Raw genomic sequence first — 19,368 nt, forward strand, 5'->3', positions numbered from 1 at the left:
GAGATCGGGCGCCTACCGTTCGTCCTCGTCGGTGTCCTCCGAGCTGCGCGGGTGCGCATCGGGGTTGAGCGTCAGGGCCAGCTCCTCCTGGGCCTCCTGTGGACACAGGAAGATGACCTCGTCACCGACCGCCAGCTGCTCGTCCGGCATGGGCATGACCGCGCGGGCGTCGCGAAGGATCGCGATCATCACGGTGTCTGCGGGAAGCGGCACGTTGCCCACGGCCTCGCCGACGTAGGGACTGCTGTCCGGCATGGTGAGCTCGACCATGTGCACGTTGCCCTGCTGGAACTCGAACAACCGCACCAGGTCCCCCACGGCCACGGCCTCCTCGACCAAGGCCGTCATCAGCCGGGGCGTGGACACGGCCACGTCGACCCCCCAGGCGTCCGTGAACAACCACTCGTTGCGGGGGTTGTTGACCCGCGCCACCGTCCGGGCCACCGCGAACTCGGTCTTGGCCAGGAAGGACACCACCAGGTTGACCTTGTCGTCGCCGGTCGCGCAGACCACGTGGTCGTAGCTCTCCAGGTCCGCCTCGGCCAGCACGCTGAGCTCGCAGGCGTCGCCGACGATCCAGTCCGCCGCGGCCACCCGCGCCGTCTCCTCCTCGGTGGCGTCCCGGTCGATGAGCAGGATGTCGTGGCCGTTGTGGATGAGCTCACGGGCGATGGAGCGCCCCACGCTTCCCGCCCCGATGATGGCGATACGCATCGTCGTCCCCGCTCAGTCCTGCGGCGGCGGGTTGTCCAGGCGCTGCTCCAGCCGGGGCAACGCCGATCGCTCGGTGATCAGGTGCACCTCATCGCCCTCCTGGTAGACCGTCTCGCGGTCCGTCAGCTGCGCGTCGCCCAGTCGCGAGATGAAGGCCAGCCGAGCGCCGGAGTACTCCTCGACCTCACTGAGCCGGTGGCCGATCCACCCTTCATGGACGTGGATCTGCGCGAGCACCAGCTTGCCGGTGGGGTCGAAGTAGTCCGGGGTGGAGCCTTGGGGCAGCAGGTGGTGCAGCGTCTGGTCGGCGGCCCAGCGCACGGTGGCCACGGTGGGGATGCCGAGCCGCTCGAAGATCTCAGCACGGCCCGGGTCGTAGATGCGGGCCACCACGCGCTTGACGCCGAAGGTCTCCCGGGCGACCCGGGCCGCGATGATGTTGGAGTTGTCGCCGCTGCTGACGGCGGCGAAGGCGTAGGCCTCGGGCACCCCGGCCCTGCGCATCACGTCGCGGTCGAAGCCCACCCCCTTGACCCGGTGACCGCTGAACTCGGTGGACAACCGACGGAAGGCGGTCTCGTTCTGGTCGATCACCGCGACGTCGTGACCGCGGTTCTCCAGGCTCGTGGCCAGGGTCGCCCCGACCCGGCCGCAGCCCATGATCACGAAGTGCACACCGTGACGCTAGCGCGTTCGCGACGGCGCCGCGGGAGCACACTCCTAGAATCAGCGCATGAGTCTGGGGCGGCGCCTGCTGACGCGCATGTTCGTCGGCCGTGCGCTGCGCACGGACCGCCTCAACGAGACGCTGCTTCCCAAGCGTCTGGGCATGCCGGTCTTCGCCAGCGATGCGCTGTCCTCGGTGGCCTACGCGCCGGACGAGATCGTGCTCACGCTGGCCCTGGCCGGTGGCGCGGCCGTGCTCTTCCACTCGTGGGAGGTGACCCTGGCGGTGGCGCTGGTGATGCTCATCATCGTGGCGTCCTACCGGCAGAACGTGCACGCCTACCCCAGTGGAGGCGGCGACTACGAGGTCGCCTCGGTCAACCTCGGCTCCACCGCCGGCCTGGGGGTGGGGGCTGCGCTCATGGTCGACTACGTCCTCACCGTGGCCGTGTCGGTCTCGGCGGGGGTGCAGAACGCGGCCAGCGCGTTGGAGTTCCTCCGCGGCTACGAGCCCGCCGCGGCCGTGGCCCTCATCGTGGGGCTGACGCTGATCAACCTGCGCGGGGTCAGGGAGTCCGGTCGGGCACTGGCGGTTCCGGTCTACGCCTTCCTCGCCGCGATGGCGCTGATGATCGGCGTCGGGATGACGCAGTGGGCGCTCGGCAGCCTGTCGAAGGCCGCCAGCTCCCAGCTCGAGCTGCGCCCCGCCGAAGGGTTCGAGACGCTCACCGCGCTCGGACTGGCGGTGCTGCTGCTGCGTGCCTTCGCCTCGGGGACCGTCGCTCTGACCGGGGTCCAGGGGGTGGCCAACGGGGTGCCGGCCTTCCAGCGACCGAAGTCGAAGAACGCCGCGACCGTGCTCCTGGTGATGGCGACGCTGTCCATCACCATCCTCCTCAGTGTGATCACGCTGACCCGGGAGACCGGCATCCAGATGGCCCTGGACCCCCAGGAGCAGATCCGCTCCGAGGGCCGGCCGGTCGGGGAGGACTTCGTGCAGGACCCGGTGCTGGGGCAGCTGTCCAAGGTGATCTTCGGCGGCGACAGTCTCGGCGTGCTCCTGGTCTCGATCTGTACCGGGGTCATGCTCATCGTCGCGGCGAACACCGCCTTCAACGGCTTTCCCGTCCTCGCCTCGCGCCTGGCTCGCGACGACTTCCTGCCGAGCCAGCTGCTCAGCCGGGGAGTGCGCCTGGCCTACTCCAACGGCATCCTGCTGCTGGCCGCGGGAGCGACGGTGCTGGTGCTGGTGTTCCAGGCCACCGTCACCCAGCTGATCCAGATGTACCTGGTCGGTGTCTTCGTCTCGTTCACGCTCAGCCAGCTCGGCATGATCCGGCACTGGAACACCCAGATGCGCCTGGAGCTGGGGATGAAGCAGCGCCGGGCGATGCTGCGCAGCCGGGCCATCAACATCGTCGGCGCTGTCGTCTCGGCCACGGTGCTCGTGGTCGTGATCCTCACCCGATTCACCCAAGGAGCGGGCCTCGCCCTGCTCTTCATCGCACTCATCTGGATGGTGATGACCATGGTCGACCGTTTCCACTCCGCGATGCGGGCCGAGACCGCGCTCCCGGAGGACGAGACACCCCGGCCGGCGGTCCCGGCGCGGGTGCATGCCCTGGTGTACGTCGAGAAGGTCGACCGGCCCACCCTGCAGGCTGTCACCTGGGCCCGTGCCGCCCGGCCCCAGGTCCTGGAGGCGGTGTTGGTGGACACCGTGCCCGAGCGCACCGCGGCGATCCGTCAGGAGTGGGACCGTCGCGACATCCCGATCGGTCTGCGCCTGCTCGAGGCCCCCTACCGTGAGCAGGTGCGTCCGGTGATGGACTACGTCGGCCGGCTCCACCGCGACCGACCACGCGATCTCGTGGTGGTCTACCTCGCGGAGTACATCGCCAAGAACCCCATCCTTCCGTTCGTGCGGGACCGGGCTCGCGACCACCTGCGCTCCGAGCTCGTGAAGTGTCCTGGCGTCATGGTGGTCACGGTGCCGTGGCAGGGCAAGGGGGTGCGACCCGAGCACGGTGACCTCACCGTGTACTCCGAGCAGTCCGCCGTCTCCCCGCGCTCCGCGAAACGGTGAGACCCGCCACCCAGTGGCGGGTCGGAGACAGCTTCGACGTCGAGGTCGGAGACGTCGCGCACGGCGGCCACTGTGTGGCCCGGCACGAGGGCCGGGTGCTCTTCGTCCGGCACACGGCGCCGGGAGAGCGGGTCACGGCCCGTATCACCGGAATCGGCAAGGGTGGCCGCTTCGTGCAGGCCGACGCCGTGCAGGTGCTGCGTCCAGGTGAGCAACGGCGCCCGGCGCCCTGCCCGTATGCCGGTCCAGGCGGGTGCGGAGGTTGTGACTTCCAGCACCTGACCCCGGTAGCCCAACGCGCGCTGAAGACCCGGGTGGTGCACGAGCAGTTCGCCCGCCTGGCCGGGCTGGACCTGACGGCCGAGCTCGGCCAGACCCGGTGCGAGCCCCTGCCGGAGCCGGAGGAGGCGGCGGACTCCGCCGAGGAGGGGCTGGGGTGGCGGACGCGGGTGGAGTTCGCGGTCACCGAGGGCGGGGTGCCGGGTCTGCGCCGTCACCGCTCCCGCGACATCGTCCCGGTCAGCGACTGCCTGATCGCACACCCCGCGCTGCGCGCACCCGACGTCCTGGCCCGGCGCTATCCCGGCAGCGACGCGGTCGACGTCGTGGTGGCGGATAGCGGCCGGGCGGTGGTGCCCGTGCCGACGGACGCCTCGCCGTCGGTCACCGAGACCGTCCGGCTGCCGGGCGGCCCAGCCTCGTTCTCGGTGGCGGCGCGCGGCTTCTGGCAGGTGCACCCGGCCGCCGCCCAGGTCCTCGTGGAGGAGGTGCTGGAGATGGTGCAGCCGCGGGCCGGGGAGAGGGCGCTGGACCTGTACTCCGGTGTGGGTCTGTTCGCTGCCGCCCTCGCAGAGGCAGTGGGCCCGGCGGGCCGGGTGACCGCGGTGGAGTCCGAGCCTGCGGCGGTGGAGCACGGGCGCGCGAACCTGGCTCCCTGGCCCCAGGCGCGGATGCGGGCCGGACGGGTCGACCGGGTCCTGCGCGAGCTGCGCCCCGCCCGGGGTCGGCGCTCTCGTCGGCCGGTCGACCTGGTCGTCCTGGACCCGCCCCGGGTCGGGGCCGGAGCAGCGGTGATCGCCGACGTGTCTACCCTGCGGCCCCGCGTGATCGCCTACGTGGCCTGTGACCCGGCCGCTCTGGCGCGGGACACCGCATCCCTGCTGTCGCTGGGCTGGCGGCTGCGAGGTCTGCGGGTGCTCGACGCCTTCCCGATGACCCATCACGTGGAGTGTGTGGCCCACTTCGAGCCGGTGCGAGAGACTGGGACCACACGAGAGCATCGGATATCTTGATATCGAGATAGTTGCGGACCCACCGTGATGGAGCGACAGAGGAGCCGGCGTGAGCGACCAGGACACCAGTGACAGCTTCGGAGCCAAGGGCACGCTGGCCGTGGGCGACGGCGACAGCAGGCGCGAGTACGAGATCTACCGCATCGCTGAGATCGAGGGCGCCGCGACCCTGCCGTACAGCCTGAAAGTACTCCTGGAGAACCTTCTGCGCACCGAGGACGGGGTGAACACGACGGCGCACCACATCACCGCCCTGGCGCAGTGGCAGGCCGACGCCGAGCCCGACACCGAGATCCAGTACACGCCGGGCCGGGTGGTGATGCAGGACTTCACCGGCGTGCCCTGCATCGTCGACCTGGCCACGATGCGAGAGGCGATGGGCGACCTCGGTGGCGACAGCGCCAAGATCAACCCCCTGGTCCCCACCGAGCTGGTCATCGACCACTCGGTGATCGTCGACGTCTTCGGTCAGCCCGACGCCTTCGAGCGCAACGTGGAGATCGAGTACGAGCGCAACGGCGAGCGGTACCAGTTCCTGCGCTGGGGGCAGAAGGCCTTCGAGGACTTCAAGGTGGTCCCGCCGGGCCCCGGCATCGTGCACCAGGTGAACATCGAGCACCTGGCCCGGTCGGTGATGACGCGGCAGAGCCCGGACGACCCCGACCAGACCCTCGCCTACCCGGACACCCTCGTCGGCACCGACAGCCACACCACCATGGTCAACGGCCTCGGCGTGCTCGGCTGGGGCGTGGGCGGCATCGAGGCGGAGGCGGCGATGCTGGGCCAGCCGGTCTCGATGCTCATCCCTTCGGTCGTCGGCTTCAAGCTCAGCGGCGAGATCCCCCCGGGCGCCACGGCCACCGACGTCGTGCTGACCATCACCGAGATGCTGCGCGAGCACGGCGCGGTCGGCAAGTTCGTCGAGTTCTACGGCTCCGGCGTGGCTGCGGTCCCCCTGGCCAACCGGGCGACCATCGGCAACATGAGCCCCGAGTTCGGTTCGACCTGCGCGATCTTCCCGATCGACCAGGTCACCCTGGACTACCTGCGTCTCACCGGCCGGGAGGAGGACCAGATCGCTCTGGTGGAGGCCTACGCCAAGGAACAGGGGATGTGGCTGGACCCGGACGACGAGGCCGAGGCGCGCTACAGCGAGTACCTCGAGCTCGACCTGTCCACGGTGGTCCCCTCGATCGCCGGGCCCAAGCGGCCGCAGGACCGGATCGAGGTCTCCCGGGCCAAGGAGCAGTTCCGCTCCGACCTGCGCACCTACGTCGACCACGACGACAGCAACCCGGGCAGCGACGCCTCGGATCTCGACGACGAGGTCGACTCGAGCTTCCCCGCCTCGGACTCCCCGTCCCCGGAGGTCGACGACGAGGCCGGCGAGTCCTCCCGTCCCAAGATCACCCCGGTGCCGCCGGAGGGCACCGGTGACCGCGCGAGCACTCCGGTGCCGGTGACCGTCGACGGGCAGGACTTCGAGATCGACCACGGCATCGTCGCCGTGGCCGCGGTGACCAGCTGCACGAACACCTCCAACCCGTCGGTGATGATGTCGGCCGCGCTGCTGGCCAAGAACGCCGTGGACCGCGGCCTCAGCGTGCCACCGTGGGTCAAGACCTCGATGGCCCCGGGGTCCAAGGTGGTCACCGGGTACTTCGACAAGGCGGGCCTGTGGCCGTACCTGGAGAAGCTCGGCTTCCACCTGGTCGGATACGGCTGCACCACCTGCATCGGCAACTCCGGGCCGCTCGCGCCCGAGATCTCCGAGGCGATCAACGACAACGACCTCGCGGTCACGGCGGTGCTGTCGGGCAACCGGAACTTCGAGGGCCGGATCCAGCCGGACGTGCAGATGAACTACCTCGCCTCGCCCCCGCTGGTCATCGCCTACGCGCTCGCCGGGTCGATGGACTTCGACTTCGAGTCCCAGCCGCTGGGCACCGGCGAGAACGGCGACGAGGTCTACCTGGCGGACATCTGGCCGGAGGCCTCGCTGGTGGAGGAGACCATCGCCTCGTCGATCTCGCGGGAGATGTTCACCCAGGACTACCAGGACGTCTTCGCCGGTGACGAGCGGTGGACCTCGCTGCCCACGCCCGAGGGTGACACCTTCGAGTGGGACGGCGGATCGACCTACGTGCGCAAGCCCCCGTACTTCGAGGGGATGCAGTCCGAGCCGGAGCCGCTGGAGGACATCGAGGGGGCGCGCGTGCTCGCCCTGCTGGGTGACTCGGTGACGACGGACCACATCTCACCCGCCGGTGCGATCAAGGCTGACAGCCCGGCGGGGCAGTACCTGGCCGAGCACGGTGTCGAGCGCAAGGACTTCAACTCCTACGGCTCCCGGCGCGGCAACCACGAGGTGATGATCCGCGGCACCTTCGCCAACATCCGGCTGCGGAACCTGCTGCTGGACGACGTGCAGGGCGGCTACACCCGCAACTTCCTCGCCGGCTCCGAGGAGGACCAGCAGACCTCGATCTACGAGGCGGCACAGGCCTACGCCGAAGAGGGCGTGCCCCTGGTCGTGCTGGCGGGTAAGGAGTACGGGTCGGGCTCGAGCCGGGACTGGGCGGCCAAGGGCACCCGGCTGCTCGGCGTCAAGGCGGTCATCGCGGTCTCGTACGAGCGCATCCACCGGTCCAACCTCATCGGGATGGGCGTGCTGCCGCTGCAGTTCCCCGAGGGGGAGAACGCGGAGTCGCTCGGCCTCGACGGCACGGAGACCTTCACCGTCACCGGCATCGCGGACATGACCGAGGGCGAGGTTCCCGACACCGTGTCGGTCACCGCCACCCCCGCGTCCGGGGGCTCCGGCGAGGAGAGGCAGTTCGACGCGGTGGTACGCATCGACACCCCGGGTGAGGCGGCGTACTTCCGTAACGGCGGCATCCTGCAGTACGTGCTGCGCTCCTTGACCTGAGCGACGGCGAGGAGTCGTACACTTGTTCGCATGACCTCAGGACCGCCAGGGTGGCCGGCGCGCGTGCCGCCCCCCGGTGTGGCCGGCTGGGAACAGGCGGCGACGTCCTGGCTGCTCGACCAGTGCCCCGCCGACTACCGCGGGTATGCCGCCTGGCGGCGTCACCCCGTGGCCCTCGCCTGGGTCACCGTGCGGCACCTGCAGGCCGAGCTGGCAGCCATGCGCGGGGCATGGCGCGACGTGCGGCCCGAGCTCGGGCCGTTGTTGCCCACCGGCAGCCTCGGGGACGTGCTGGAGGCGCTCACCGCCGAGGGACTGCGGCTGCGCGCCGCGCTCCGCGCGGCGGAGATGATGCTGGAGGCGCTGTCGGTCAGAGCGCCCATCAGCAAACGCTGAGGTGCCTCTGGCACAGTGGACGGCAGGGCGATACGTACACTCGTGTTACGTCGATGTCGAAAGGGTGCGCACGTCGTGGGACTGCTCAGCACGATCAACGGCCCCGCCGACCTCAAGGCGCTGCGAGGCAACGACCTCGGCAGGCTCGCCGGTGAGATTCGCCGTTACCTCGTCGCGTCGGTGTCGCGCACCGGGGGACATCTCGGCCCGAACCTGGGTGTCGTCGAGCTGACCATGGCCCTGCACCGGGTCTTCGACTCCCCCCGGGACACCATCGTGTTCGACACCGGTCATCAGTCGTACGTGCACAAGCTGCTGACGGGACGCCACGACTTCTCCGATCTGCGCAAGCAGGGAGGCCTGTCGGGGTACCCGAGCCGGGCCGAGTCGGCGCACGACGTCGTGGAGAACTCGCACGCCTCGACCTCGCTGTCCTGGGCGATCGGCATCGCCACCGGCCGCCGACTGCGCGGCGAACGGCACCGGCATACCGTGGCGGTCATCGGAGACGGTGCGCTGACCGGTGGGATGGCGTGGGAGGCGCTGAACAACATCGCCGCCGACCCCGACCTGCCTCTGGTCATCGTCGTGAACGACAACGAGCGCTCCTACGCGCCGACCCTCGGCGGCATGGCGGACTACCTGGCCTCACTCCGGGCGACCCGGAGCTATGAGAACGTGCTCGACTGGGGGAAGCGGAACATCAGCCGCACGCCCGTCGTGGGACAGCACATGTACGGCGCCCTGCACGGGGTCAAGAAGGGCATCAAGGACATCGTCAGTCCGCAGGGCATGTTCGAGGACCTCGGGCTGAAGTACCTCGGCCCCGTCGATGGTCACGACCTCGATGCGATGGAGACGGCGCTGCGCCGGGCCCGCGACTACGGCGGGGTGGTGCTGGTGCACGCTCTGACCGAGAAGGGTCACGGCTACCAGCCGGCCACCGTGCACGAGGCCGACCGGTTCCACGCCGTCGGGGTGATCAACCCTGAGACCGGGCTACCGATCGAGGTCTCGGGGCGCAGCTGGACCGATGAGTTCAGTGATGCGCTGATGGCGCTGGGCGAGCAGCGCGAGGACGTGGTGGCCCTCACGGCGTCGATGCTCATCCCGGTGGGCCTGGCCGGGTTCGCGGACCGCTTCCCCGAGCGCGTCTTCGACGTCGGCATCGCCGAGCAGCACGCCGTGACGATGGCCTCCGGTCTGTCTTTTGCTGGCCTGCATCCCGTGGTCGCGGTCTACGCGACCTTCCTCAACCGCGCCTTCGACCAGCTGCTGCTGGACTGCGCGCTGCACCGGCAGGGAGTCACCTTCGTGCTGGACCGGGCCGGGATCACCGGCTCGGACGGCCCGAGCCACAACGGTATGTGGGACATGTCGGTGGCCGCGATCGTGCCCGGCCTGCGGCTGACCGCTCCCCGGGACGGGGAGCAGGTCGCCCGTGCCCTGCGCGAGGCCGTGGACATCGACGACGGACCAACGGTGATCCGTTTCCCCAAGGGCGGGAGCCCGGCGGCGCTTCCCGCGGTGCGGGTGGACGGCGACGTCGACGTGCTCAGCGAGGACGAGCCGGCCGACCGCGCCTGCGACGTGCTGCTGGTCTCGGTCGGGGCCATGGCGCCGATGGCGATCGAGGTGGCCGAGAAGGTCCGAGCCGACGGGTTCACGGTACGGGTCCTGGACCCCAAATGGGTTCTGCCGGTCTCGACCGACCTGGTGGCGCAGACCCGCAGGGCCGGATGTGTGGCGGTCATCGAGGACAACGTGGTCGGCAGTGGGGTCGCGGCGGCAGTCTCGTACGCGGTGGCCTCCAGTGAGGGGCCGACGGTGCCGGTCTGGAGCTACGGGGTGCGCCAGGAGTTCCTCGACCACGGCTCGCGGGGGCAGGTGCTCGAGCGGGTCGGCCTCACCCCGGACAGCATCGCCACGTCGCTCGTCTCTCGGTACCGCAGCCGGTGCACTGACCTCGGGGAAGAAGAACGATGGAGTGGATGATCGACGGCCTGCCACTGCACCCTCTGATGGTGCACGCCGCCGTGGTGCTGCTGGCCGCCAACGGGATGGCCCTGCTCGGCAGCATTCTCGTGCCGCCGCTACGACGGTGGCTCGGGTGGGGCCTGCCGTTGCTCGGCGTGGTCACCGCCGTCACGACCTGGGTGACGAAGATGGCCGGGGAGAACCTGCTGGGAAACGCAGAGCCGGTCGGAGCCTTGGCCGACCACACACATTGGGGCGGTTGGGCCGGTGTGGTGGCGATCGTGCTGGGGGTGACGACCGTCGTCTACTGGTTCGTCGTGTCCCCTCGGCTGGGTGGGCGCGTGTCGTGGCTGTCCGCGACGCCGACCCGCGTCGTCGTCAGCGTGCTGGCTGCCGGGGTCGCCGTTGCGGCTCTTGCGGTCGACTTCCTCGCCGGGCACAGCGGCGCCACCTCAGTCTGGGGTTGAGGAGACGCCCGGGTGCCGAGCGGGGGCTGTGCAGCGGCAGTGCCGGTGAGGGCTCTGCGATCTTTCTCCGGCTGAGCCTGGTCGGCGCCGGCGCTGTTCGATGAAAGGGTGGGGTCGTGGACACCGAGGATGTGCTCTGCCTGCTGCAGGAGGTGGCTGACACCCTCGTCACCCCCCGCTTCCGCGCCCTGGAGGAGGCGCAGGTGCAGGAGAAGGCGCCGGGGGATCTCGTCACCGTGGCCGACCGTGAGGCCGAGGCGGTCATCACCGCCCGGCTGCGTGCTGCCTACCCCGAGGCCGTCATCCTCGGGGAGGAGGCCAGCGCCCTCGACCCGGGTGTCGCTCGGGCCTACGCGTCCGCTGACCACGCTTTCACCATCGACCCGGTGGACGGCACCAAGAACTTCGTGCACGGATCCCCGGACCACGCGGTGATGGTGGCCGAGCTGCGTGGGGGCCAGTGCGTGCGGTCGTGGATCCACCAGCCGCAGCACCAGCGGTCCTGCGTGGCCGAGCGAGGAGCGGGCGCCTTCAACAACGGCCGGCGGATGGTGCGTCCGCCGGTCAGCGCCGACCCGAGTCGCGTCCGGGCGGTGAGTGCACGGCGTGACTGGCTGGGCCGGATGCTGGGGGACATCGGGCCGATCGAGCTCACATGGGTCTGCTGCGGCGTCGACTATCCCCACCTCATCGACGGTCATGCCGACGTGGCGCTGTACAGCGGCACCAACCCCTGGGACCACGCGCCGGGCACATTGTTGACGACCGAGGCGGGTGGACACGTCGGCACCTTCGACGGCTCGCCCTACGACCCACGGCGTGCCGAGGCCGGCCTGGTGGTCGCGGGCGACCGGGCGACGTACGAGCGGGTTCTGGCCGAGCTGGGAGCCCTGCCGCGAAGGTGAGCCGCGCGCCGGGGGCCGGGGGGTCTCAGCCGTCCTCGGACCCGTCTCGAGGGGGTCGGGGGTGCTGCAGGGCCACCTCGCGTGCCAGCACCGTGACCTGGTGCTCCATCTGGCGCAGCCGGCGGTAGCTGGCGGCCACGTAGCCCAGGAACGTGACCGTCAGTCCGTACAGCAGCAGGTCGGCGCCTCGCCCGACCCCCACGGCCTGGGCGACCGAGGTCAGGAACGGCGGGAAGAGCACCGCGACCAGAGCCAGCACGACGAACGCGACCAGCATCAACCGGCGTACGGCCTCATGCCGGGCTCCGGCGGTGGAGCGGTTCAACATCACGGTGACGCCGATGATCGCGACCACGAGGATGAGCTTGATCAGGGGCTGGTCCAGCATCGTCGCGTTCTTCCCCTTCTGCTCGTGTCGCTGGACGTCCGGACTCGTTCGAGACTCACTTCAAGATCGAGTCGAGCAGAACGTTGACCGCGTTCATCAGCGACTGACCCTTGGCTCGAGAGTAGTCGGTGTAGAGCACGTGCACGGGGTACTCCTGCCAGGGCAGCCGCGTCCGTCCGAGCTGCAGCACGATCTCGGTGGCGTGCGCCATCCGGTTCGCTCGCAGGTCCAGGCGCATCGCCGCGTCCCGGCGGATCACCCGCAGCCCGTTGTGCGCGTCGGAGAGCCGCATCCCGGTCTGCTGGTTGGTCAGCCACACCGCGCTCTTGAGCAGCAGCCGGCGCAGCCCCCCCGGGCGGGTGCGGTCGTCCAGGAAGCGCGAGCCGAAGACGACGGCCAGCTCGTGCTGGCGAGCGTGGCGCGCCATCGCGACGGCGTCGGCGACCTGATGCTGACCGTCGGCGTCGAACGTCACCAGGTAGGCCGCCGGTGTCGCGTCGAGCACATAGCGCACTCCGGTCTGCAACGCGGCCCCCTGGCCGAGGTTGAACGGGTGTCGGACCACCGTGGCGCCGGCTGCCTGCGCCAGCGCCGCGGAGCCGTCGGTGGAGCCGTCGTCGACGCACACCACGACGGCGAACGCGGCCCGCGCCGCGGTGACCACCTCGGCGATGACCGCCGCCTCGTTGAAGACGGGCACGACGAGGACCGCATCGTCGCTGGTGGGCGATACAGTCATACGGGCATTCTGGCCCACCCCAGCAGCCGAGCCCGCGAGGAGAGATCGCCTGATGGCCGCCGACCCAGACGTGCGGGTGCTGCCCAGCGCCGACGTGGACACGACCGCCCGGATCGGGTCGGGCAGCACCATCTGGCATCTGGCGCAGGTGCGCGAGGAGGCCGTCGTCGGGGTGGAGTGCGTGGTCGGTCGCGGGGCCTACGTCGGGCCCGGCGTCCGGCTCGGTCGAGGCTGCAAGCTGCAGAACTACGCCTTGGTCTACGAGCCGGCCGAGCTGGCCGACGGCGTCTTCGTCGGGCCCGGCGCCGTGTTGACCAACGACGAGTACCCGCGCGCCGTCCATCCCGATGGCCGGTCACGTACAGCGCAGGACTGGCGCGCCGTGGGGGTCGTCATCGAGCAGGGCGCGTCGATCGGGGCTCGCGCGGTCTGCGTGGCCCCGGTGCGCATCGGCGCCTGGGCCACCGTCGCCGCCGGCGCTGTCGTGACCCGGGACGTGCCGGCGTACGGTCTGGTGGTGGGGGTGCCCGCCCGACAGGTCGGCTGGGTCGGGCCGGAAGGAGTTCCGTTGCGGCGCGAGCACGGGCAGGTGTGGCGCTGCCCCGTCTCCGGAGCGAGGTTCCGCGAGCACGAGCACGGTATGGCGCCGGACGTCGATGGGTGAGCAGGTCCCGATCCCCGCCGCCCGGCCCATCATCGGGCAGGACGAGCGCGCGGCGGTGGACCGCGTGCTGCGCTCGGGGACGTTGAGCCAGGGCCCGGAGGTGGCCGCCTTCGAGTCCGAGTTCTCCGCCGAGCTGGTCGCGGGGCGGGAGTGTGTCGCGGTGAACTCGGGGACCTCCGGGCTGCACCTCAGCCTGCTGGCCGCCGGGGTGGGGTCGGGCGACGAGGTCATCGTCCCCTCCTTCACCTTCGCCGCGACGGCCAACGCGGTGGCCCTGACCGGAGCGAGCCCGGTCTTCGCCGACATCGAGGCTCAGACCTTCACCCTCGACCCCGGTTCGGTGGCCGAGCGCCTCACGTCGCGGACGAAGGCGATCCTGCCCGTGCACCTGTACGGCCAGCCGGCGGATCTCGAGCCCCTGGCGGTGCTCGCGCAGCAGGTGGGAGCAGTGCTGCTGGAGGACGCTGCACAGGCTCACGGCGCGCAGTACCACGGTGCGCCGGTGGGGACGTTCGGGGCCTGCGGCACCTTCAGCCTCTACCCCACGAAGAACATGACCGCCGGGGAAGGGGGCATGGTGGCGTGCGCCACGGGGACGTTGTCGCAGGCGGTGCGCAGACTTCGCAACCAGGGCATGGACCACGCCTACGCGCACGAGGTGGTCGGGCTGAACAACCGGATGAGCGACCTGCATGCCGCCATCGGGCGCGTGCAGCTGGCTCGGGTCCACGGGTGGACGGCGCAACGGCGCGCGAACGCCGCGTTCTTCGACCGCCACCTCCGTGGTGTGGTCGTGCCGACGGTGCGGCCAGGGCACAGACACGTCTACCACCAGTACACCGTCCGGCTCGCCGGTGCGCTGGCCGCGGAGCGCGACCGGGTGGTGCGGGCGCTGGAGGAGGAGTACGGCGTCGCCGCCCGTGTGTACTACCCGACGCCGTGTCACGAGCTCCCGGCGCTGCGTCGCTTCGCCCCCGAGGAGGAGCTCCCGCGGACCGCGAGAGCGACGGCCGAGGTCATCTCGCTGCCGGTGCACCCCTCGCTCAGCGACGGCGACCGCGACCGGGTCGCGACGGCGTTGAACCGCGTGGTGGCGGGGGCCGGATGAGTACCCGGCGCCTCACGGCCGCGCGCCCGATCCGGATGGGGCTGGCCGGGCTGGGGACGATGGGGCGACATCACGCACGGGTGATCCAGGAGGTCGACGGCCTGGATCTGGTGGCCGTGGCCGACCCCTACGGCGACACCTACGCCGCGGCGGAGGGGGTGAGCATCGTGCCCGATACCGCTGGCCTGGTCGCCGCGGGGGTCGAGGCCGCCATGGTGGCCGTCCCCACCCACCTGCACGAGGAGGTGGCTCTGGAGCTGGCGGAGGCCGGTGTCCACGTCATGGTGGAGAAGCCGGTCGCGGCGACGGCGGCCGCGGGTCGACGGATCGCGGAGGCCTTCACCGCCTCGGACCTGCTCGGGTGCGTCGGCTACGTGGAGCGGTGCAACCCCGCCTTGCTGGAGATGCGACGACGCATCGCCGACGGCGCGCTGGGGGAGGTCTACCAGATCGTCACCTCACGCCAGGGCCCGTTCCCCGCCCGCATCGCCGACGTGGGTGTGGTCAAGGACCTGGCCACGCACGACATCGACCTGACCTCCTGGATCGCCCAGAGCCCCTATGCGGTGATCTCCGGGCAGGTGACCCATCGCTCGGGCCGCGAGCACGAGGACATGATGGTCGCGACCGGCCGACTGGCCAACGGCATCATCGTCGGCCACACCGTCAACTGGCTGTCGCCGATGAAGGCGCGCAGCACGGTGGCCACGGGGGAGCGGGGGGCGCTGGTGGCGGACATGCTCACCGGGGACCTGACCTTCCACGCCAACGGCGACGTCTCCTCGGACTGGGACCAGGTCTCCACGTTTCGCGGGGTCTCCGAGGGCAACTCGACCCGCTACGCCCTCGCTCGTCGCGAGCCGCTGCGGGTGGAGCAGGAGCACTTCCGCGACGCATTGTGGGGCCGGAGTTCCGCCGCGTCACTGGTGGTCTCGATGGCCGAGGGCGTGCGGACGCTGGAGGTGGTCGAGGCCCTGTTGCACGGGGCGGAGAACGACCGGGCCGTCCATCTCGACGCTACGCGATGAGTGCCACGGGGGGGCCGCGCGTGGTGCTCGCCACGCGCATCTATCCGCCCGACCAGGCCGCGGCCGCCTTCCGCCTAAGGGCGCTGGTCGGCGCGCTGCAGGAGCGCGGTGCTCGGGTCACCGTCCTGACCACCCGCCCCGCCGCGACCGGCGTGAGTGAGCCTGTCGCGAACTCGGCCACCGTCCGGCGATGGCCGGTGCTGCGCGACCGCTCCGGATACGTCCGGGGCTACCTGCCCTACCTCAGCTTCGACCTGCCGCTGACCCTGCGGATACTGGCTGTGGCGAGCCCAGAGGTGGTCGTCGTCGAACCACCGCCGACGACCGGCGCGGTGGTGCGCGCCGTGCTGGCTCTGCGCGGCCGGCGGCAGCGCCACCGCATCCCCTACGTCTACTACGCCGCCGACGTGTGGTCCGACGCCAGTGCCGCCACGAAGGCTCCACGCCAGGTCGTGACCGTGCTGCGACTGGCGGAGCGGTTCGCGCTCGCGGGGGCGCAGGAGGTCATCGCGGTCTCCGAGGGGGTCGCCGAGCGCGTGCGCGCACTCGGGGCGCGGTCGGTGCACGTGGTGCCCAACGGTGTCGACGTACGGGTCTTCCGTCCCGGCTCTGAGGAGTCGCACGCCGACCAGCGCGTGCACGATCCCGCGGACATGCCGCCGAGGCCGTTCTTGCTGTACGCGGGCACGGCCTCGGAGTGGCAAGGAGCCGAGATCTTCATCGAGGCGATGCACCAGGTCCTGCGACGCCACCCGGCGGCCAGTCTGGTCTTTCTCGGCCACGGCAGCGCCTGGTCTCGTCTGCGGCGCCTGGCCGGGCAGCTGCCTCGAGGTGCGGTGGAGCTCCGCCCGCTGGTGGAGCCCCCGGTCGCTGCGGCTTGGCATCGCGCTGCCGCCGCCGCGCTGGCGAGTGTGCGACCGGGCGTTGACTACGACTTCGCCTACCCGACGAAGGTGCTCGCGGCCCTCGCTTGCGGCACTCCCGTGGTGTACGCCGGGCCGGGGCCCGCAGCGGCCGACCTGACCGAGCACCGTCTCGGCACGGTGGTGCCGTACGACGTGGGCGCCGTCGCCGACGCGATGGTGGCCACGCTGGAGGCCGCTCCGGACGCGGAGGCAGCGGAGCGGCGCGTCGAGTGGGTGGCCGCTCGTCGCTCGCTGGACGCGAGCGCCCGGCATGCGGCGCGCGTCGTGCTCGAGGCGGCTAGACCGGCACGATGAGCTCGTCGGTGAGCTGTCGCAGCTCATGGATGGCGAAGCCTTCGGAGTCCGTCATCGCCCACGCCAGATGGCCGGACACTTCCACGCTGACCAGCCCCAGCATCCGCTGGAACCCCTTGGCGAACTGGTAGACCGCAGCCGGTGGCAGCCCGGCATCCTGGGGGACCGGATCGTGGGCCGGCGCGCCGGTGAAGCCAGGAGGGAGCTCCTCGGTGTCAGGCAGGCGCAGACGCCCGTCGCGGAGCAGCTGGGCGTAGATGCCAGCGAACACGTCGCCGAACCGCCGGGCGCTGCGGGTGGTCGGGCCGTCGGCGGGGGCTTCGTAACCCACCACCGGCCGGCCGTACAGCAGGTGGAACTCCTGCGGATGATCCAGGGCCCATCGCCGGAACGCTACGGTCGCCGCGCGCAGCTGCGCCGGTGCGTCGTCGGGCGGGCAGGCGTCGCGGGCATCCGCGCACACCTCGGCCACCTCCTCCTGACAGTGGGCGATGAGCAGGGTGAGCAGGTCGTCGCGACCCGCTGCGTGCTTGTAGAGCGCGGCGGCCGAGACCTGCAGGCGCCGGGCGACCTCCCGCACCACCAGGGCCTCCGCCCCTCCTTCGACCAGGAGGGTCCGGCATCCGGCGACGATGCGCTCCGTGGTGAGGGGTGGCCGCGACTCTTGCATGGTGAACAATGTTAACCTACAGTCGTGGGTGAACAGTGTTAACCACAGCCGACTACAGGAGGACGCCATGGCGATCGTCTATCTCGGCCTCGCCCTCGCCGGAGCGGGAGGCACCTGGTACTTCAACATCGCGTCGGCTCGGGCAGGTGAGGACTATCTGGACGGGTGGTTCGCCACAGCAGCCTCGACCTCGGCCGCCGTGGACCTGATCGTGGTGGCGATCGCTGCGTGCGCCTTCATCGTCGTCGAGGCGCGCCGTGAGCGGATGAGCCCGTGGGGCGCCTGGGCCTTGGTCGCCCTGTCGTTCCTGGTGGCCATCGCGTTCACCTTCCCCCTCTTCCTCGCGTGGCGGCAGTGGCATCTGGACCGCGCCGCCGCTCATCACACGTCTACGTCGGTGTCGTCGTGAGGACGCTGGTGCGGGCCGGGTGGGCGGTCAGCCCCGCGGTCACACTGCTCTTCTTCCTCAACGTCGGCGTCGTGGTGCTCGCGCTGTTCATGTCGGCGGTGGACAGCACGGTCGTCGCCGGCGCCCCCGTGTGGAACAAGCCGCTCAAGTTCGCCCTGTCCTTCCTGGCCTTCGCACCGGCCCTGCTCTGGATCTACCACCTCGTGCCGCGAGGGCGCGTGCTGCGCATCTGTCTCGAGGTCGTGGGATGGTCGATGATCGCCGAGATCGTCATCATCACCCTGCAGGCCTCGCGGGGAGTGGCCTCGCACTTCAACTTCGCCACGGCCTTCGACGGGCTCATGTTCACCCTGATGGGCGCGGGCGTCGGCATCTTCAGCGTCGTGGCGCTGGTCGCCGGCGTGATGTTGGCCCGCCACCGCCTGCAGGGCCCGGTGGGGCTGGCGGTCACCCTCGCGGTGCCGATGATGCTCATCGGCGCAGTGAGCGCCTACACGATGACCAGCCCCCGCCCCGAGCAGATCGAGTCGGGCAGCACCATGCTCGGAGCGCACGCCGTCGGAGGGTCCGACGGTGGCGTGGGGCTGCCCCTGCTGGGGTGGTCCACCGAGTTCGGTGACCTACGGGTAGCGCACTTCGTCGGCCTGCACTCGTTGCAGGTCCTGCCTGCGGTCGGGCTGTTGGTGCTGTGGCTGGGCCGTCGCGGCTTGGTCGGTCTGAGCGACCGCGAACAGCGGCGGGTGGTGTGGCTCTCGGCTGCCGCCTACGGTGGGCTCTTCCTGACGGTGCTGACGCAGGCGCTGCGGGCTCAGCCGGTCACCGCCCCCGACCTGGTGACGATGGCGATGCTGGCTGTGACCGTGGCGCTTCCGGCGAGCGCGGCAGGGGCCGTGCTGCGACACGGTCGACGTCACCGAGCGACGAGGTCCCTCGCGGTGGCAGCCGAAGTAGAACCTCGGATCGAGGACGGGTCCGCGTCAACCCCGACCGTTACGGGCGCGGCCGGCCGCGAGCAGCGATCGTGAAGAGGGGGGCTGGATGTCCGTCGCGGCATGCCAGGGTGGGGTGAGGCCGGCAGCAGGTGGCGGTAGGAGGTGAGGAGCGATGGCAGGCACGTCCGAGGAGCGCGGGCCTACCCGCCGGGGCTCGAAGGACGAGCCGGCGGCCACCGCCGAGCAGATCGAGACGTGGGTCGAGCACACGATCCGCCAGGCGCAGCGTCGCGGCGACTTCGATGCTCTACCGGGGGCGGGCGAGCCGCTCGCCTCGCTGGACCGGCCGCACGACCCGGACTGGTGGGTGCGTCAGATGCTCCAGCGCGAGAAGGTCGACCTGTCGGCCGCCCTCCCCGGCCCGATGGCCCTGCGGCGGGAGCGCGCCACCTACCCCGAGGCCCTGGCCGACATCGCGGATGAGGATGCCGTGCGAGCGGCGCTCGAGGACTTCAACGAACGCGTTCTGGCTGACCGCCGCCGACCCGTGGCCACGCAGGCCTCCCCGGTGGTCGCGGGACGGGTCGACGTGGAGGAGATGGTGCAGCGCTGGCGCGTCCTGCGTGATGAACGGGAGGCGACCCTGCCGGCGGACGACGCGGAGCCGCCCGTCGAGCCGGCCGCACCGGCCTCCGCGGGCCGCCGGCGGCGCAGGCGACGACGGATCGGTCGGGCCTGGTTCCCCGGCTCGTAGGGGCGTCATCCGGAGCAGCGCGAG

Annotated in this window: 19 protein-coding genes; 14 read left to right on the forward strand and 5 right to left on the reverse strand. The window is 71.0% G+C overall.

All coding sequences use genetic code 11. The features are described 5' to 3' along the window. Nucleotides 1–12: 12 nt before the first annotated feature. Nucleotides 13–714: a TrkA family potassium uptake protein gene (locus VJ976_RS11765; protein WP_324100415.1), complete on the reverse strand. Its 702-nt coding sequence runs from the start codon at nucleotides 712–714 to the stop codon at nucleotides 13–15. Nucleotides 715–726: 12 nt separating this feature from the next. Further along, nucleotides 727–1,389: a TrkA family potassium uptake protein gene (locus tag VJ976_RS11770; RefSeq protein WP_324100416.1), complete on the reverse strand. Its 663-nt coding sequence runs from the start codon at nucleotides 1,387–1,389 to the stop codon at nucleotides 727–729. 58 nt (nucleotides 1,390–1,447) lie between these two features. Here VJ976_RS11770 and VJ976_RS11775 point away from each other — a divergent pair, with 58 nt between their 5' ends. From VJ976_RS11775 to VJ976_RS11805, 7 genes are all read left to right on the forward strand, one after another. Continuing rightward, nucleotides 1,448–3,466, forward strand: coding sequence for an APC family permease (locus VJ976_RS11775; protein ID WP_324100417.1), 2,019 nt, complete (start codon nucleotides 1,448–1,450; stop codon nucleotides 3,464–3,466). Continuing rightward, complete coding sequence (locus VJ976_RS11780; protein ID WP_324100418.1) at nucleotides 3,463–4,758, forward strand: class I SAM-dependent RNA methyltransferase; 1,296 nt, start codon at nucleotides 3,463–3,465, stop codon at nucleotides 4,756–4,758. The genes VJ976_RS11775 and VJ976_RS11780 overlap by 4 nt, the downstream gene beginning before the upstream one ends. Before the next feature lie 49 nt (nucleotides 4,759–4,807). Continuing rightward, entirely contained in the window at nucleotides 4,808–7,687 is a 2,880-nt protein-coding gene (locus VJ976_RS11785; RefSeq protein WP_324100419.1) for an aconitate hydratase, read from the forward strand. Nucleotides 7,688–7,717: 30 nt separating this feature from the next. After that, entirely contained in the window at nucleotides 7,718–8,083 is a 366-nt protein-coding gene (locus VJ976_RS11790; protein WP_324100420.1) for a hypothetical protein, read from the forward strand. A gap of 75 nt (nucleotides 8,084–8,158) precedes the next feature. Next, nucleotides 8,159–10,078 carry a 1-deoxy-D-xylulose-5-phosphate synthase gene (gene dxs, locus VJ976_RS11795; RefSeq protein ID WP_324100421.1) on the forward strand — a complete coding sequence of 640 codons (1,920 nt, stop codon included), beginning with the start codon at nucleotides 8,159–8,161 and terminating at the stop codon, nucleotides 10,076–10,078. Then, the gene (locus VJ976_RS11800) at nucleotides 10,066–10,527 is read left to right on the forward strand and encodes a hypothetical protein (protein WP_324100422.1); all 462 of its coding nucleotides are present in this window, start codon (nucleotides 10,066–10,068) and stop codon (nucleotides 10,525–10,527) included. The genes dxs and VJ976_RS11800 overlap by 13 nt, the downstream gene beginning before the upstream one ends. Before the next feature lie 116 nt (nucleotides 10,528–10,643). After that, nucleotides 10,644–11,432, forward strand: coding sequence for an inositol monophosphatase (locus VJ976_RS11805; RefSeq protein ID WP_324100423.1), 789 nt, complete (start codon nucleotides 10,644–10,646; stop codon nucleotides 11,430–11,432). A 25-nt stretch (nucleotides 11,433–11,457) separates the two neighbouring features. On the opposite strand, the gene VJ976_RS11810 is transcribed toward VJ976_RS11805, so the two are convergent. Next, nucleotides 11,458–11,820: a DUF2304 domain-containing protein gene (locus VJ976_RS11810; protein WP_324100424.1), complete on the reverse strand. Its 363-nt coding sequence runs from the start codon at nucleotides 11,818–11,820 to the stop codon at nucleotides 11,458–11,460. Between the two features lie 55 nt (nucleotides 11,821–11,875). Beyond that, nucleotides 11,876–12,559 (reverse strand): glycosyltransferase family 2 protein, encoded by a 684-nt coding sequence (locus VJ976_RS11815; protein ID WP_324100425.1) that lies wholly within the window; start codon nucleotides 12,557–12,559, stop codon nucleotides 11,876–11,878. Nucleotides 12,560–12,611: 52 nt separating this feature from the next. Here VJ976_RS11815 and VJ976_RS11820 point away from each other — a divergent pair, with 52 nt between their 5' ends. Genes VJ976_RS11820 through VJ976_RS11835 form a run of 4 tightly spaced genes read left to right on the forward strand, consistent with a single transcriptional unit; the run spans nucleotide 12,612 to nucleotide 16,579 of the window. Continuing rightward, entirely contained in the window at nucleotides 12,612–13,223 is a 612-nt protein-coding gene (locus tag VJ976_RS11820; RefSeq protein WP_324100426.1) for an acyltransferase, read from the forward strand. Continuing rightward, nucleotides 13,216–14,331, forward strand: coding sequence for a DegT/DnrJ/EryC1/StrS family aminotransferase (locus tag VJ976_RS11825; RefSeq protein WP_324100427.1), 1,116 nt, complete (start codon nucleotides 13,216–13,218; stop codon nucleotides 14,329–14,331). The genes VJ976_RS11820 and VJ976_RS11825 overlap by 8 nt, the downstream gene beginning before the upstream one ends. Continuing rightward, the gene (locus VJ976_RS11830; RefSeq protein ID WP_324100428.1) at nucleotides 14,328–15,359 is read left to right on the forward strand and encodes a Gfo/Idh/MocA family oxidoreductase; all 1,032 of its coding nucleotides are present in this window, start codon (nucleotides 14,328–14,330) and stop codon (nucleotides 15,357–15,359) included. The genes VJ976_RS11825 and VJ976_RS11830 overlap by 4 nt, the downstream gene beginning before the upstream one ends. Then, nucleotides 15,356–16,579 carry a glycosyltransferase gene (locus VJ976_RS11835; protein ID WP_324100429.1) on the forward strand — a complete coding sequence of 408 codons (1,224 nt, stop codon included), beginning with the start codon at nucleotides 15,356–15,358 and terminating at the stop codon, nucleotides 16,577–16,579. The genes VJ976_RS11830 and VJ976_RS11835 overlap by 4 nt, the downstream gene beginning before the upstream one ends. Here VJ976_RS11835 and VJ976_RS11840 read toward each other — a convergent pair. Continuing rightward, nucleotides 16,563–17,249 carry a TetR/AcrR family transcriptional regulator gene (locus VJ976_RS11840; RefSeq protein WP_324100430.1) on the reverse strand — a complete coding sequence of 229 codons (687 nt, stop codon included), beginning with the start codon at nucleotides 17,247–17,249 and terminating at the stop codon, nucleotides 16,563–16,565. The genes VJ976_RS11835 and VJ976_RS11840 overlap by 17 nt on opposite strands. A gap of 67 nt (nucleotides 17,250–17,316) precedes the next feature. Between VJ976_RS11840 and VJ976_RS11845 the strand changes: the two genes are divergently transcribed. From VJ976_RS11845 to VJ976_RS11855, 3 genes are all read left to right on the forward strand, one after another. After that, nucleotides 17,317–17,658 carry a DUF2834 domain-containing protein gene (locus VJ976_RS11845; protein ID WP_324100431.1) on the forward strand — a complete coding sequence of 114 codons (342 nt, stop codon included), beginning with the start codon at nucleotides 17,317–17,319 and terminating at the stop codon, nucleotides 17,656–17,658. Further along, complete coding sequence (locus tag VJ976_RS11850) at nucleotides 17,655–18,683, forward strand: hypothetical protein (protein ID WP_324100432.1); 1,029 nt, start codon at nucleotides 17,655–17,657, stop codon at nucleotides 18,681–18,683. Before VJ976_RS11845 ends, VJ976_RS11850 begins: the two co-directional genes overlap by 4 nt. A gap of 79 nt (nucleotides 18,684–18,762) precedes the next feature. Further along, complete coding sequence (locus VJ976_RS11855; RefSeq protein ID WP_324100433.1) at nucleotides 18,763–19,344, forward strand: DUF1992 domain-containing protein; 582 nt, start codon at nucleotides 18,763–18,765, stop codon at nucleotides 19,342–19,344. Nucleotides 19,345–19,368 lie beyond the last annotated feature (24 nt).

Source organism: Ornithinimicrobium sp., assembly GCF_035267225.1.
In the GTDB taxonomy this organism is placed as follows: Bacteria; Actinomycetota; Actinomycetes; order Actinomycetales; family Dermatophilaceae; genus Ornithinicoccus.

What these genes read in the sequence shown, in the direction of transcription:
- VJ976_RS11765 (WP_324100415.1), bottom strand. Translation starts at nt 714, where the DNA reads ATGCGTATCGCCATCATCGGGGCGGGAAGCGTGGGGCGCTCCATCGCC.
- VJ976_RS11810 (WP_324100424.1), bottom strand. Translation starts at nt 11,820, where the DNA reads ATGCTGGACCAGCCCCTGATCAAGCTCATCCTCGTGGTCGCGATCATC.
- VJ976_RS11830 (WP_324100428.1), top strand. Translation starts at nt 14,328, where the DNA reads ATGAGTACCCGGCGCCTCACGGCCGCGCGCCCGATCCGGATGGGGCTG.
- VJ976_RS11835 (WP_324100429.1), top strand. Translation starts at nt 15,356, where the DNA reads ATGAGTGCCACGGGGGGGCCGCGCGTGGTGCTCGCCACGCGCATCTAT.
- VJ976_RS11840 (WP_324100430.1), bottom strand. Translation starts at nt 17,249, where the DNA reads ATGCAAGAGTCGCGGCCACCCCTCACCACGGAGCGCATCGTCGCCGGA.
- VJ976_RS11820 (WP_324100426.1), top strand. Translation starts at nt 12,612, where the DNA reads ATGGCCGCCGACCCAGACGTGCGGGTGCTGCCCAGCGCCGACGTGGAC.
- VJ976_RS11800 (WP_324100422.1), top strand. Translation starts at nt 10,066, where the DNA reads ATGGAGTGGATGATCGACGGCCTGCCACTGCACCCTCTGATGGTGCAC.
- VJ976_RS11825 (WP_324100427.1), top strand. Translation starts at nt 13,216, where the DNA reads ATGGGTGAGCAGGTCCCGATCCCCGCCGCCCGGCCCATCATCGGGCAG.
- VJ976_RS11845 (WP_324100431.1), top strand. Translation starts at nt 17,317, where the DNA reads ATGGCGATCGTCTATCTCGGCCTCGCCCTCGCCGGAGCGGGAGGCACC.
- VJ976_RS11790 (WP_324100420.1), top strand. Translation starts at nt 7,718, where the DNA reads ATGACCTCAGGACCGCCAGGGTGGCCGGCGCGCGTGCCGCCCCCCGGT.
- VJ976_RS11855 (WP_324100433.1), top strand. Translation starts at nt 18,763, where the DNA reads ATGGCAGGCACGTCCGAGGAGCGCGGGCCTACCCGCCGGGGCTCGAAG.
- VJ976_RS11815 (WP_324100425.1), bottom strand. Translation starts at nt 12,559, where the DNA reads ATGACTGTATCGCCCACCAGCGACGATGCGGTCCTCGTCGTGCCCGTC.
- VJ976_RS11775 (WP_324100417.1), top strand. Translation starts at nt 1,448, where the DNA reads ATGAGTCTGGGGCGGCGCCTGCTGACGCGCATGTTCGTCGGCCGTGCG.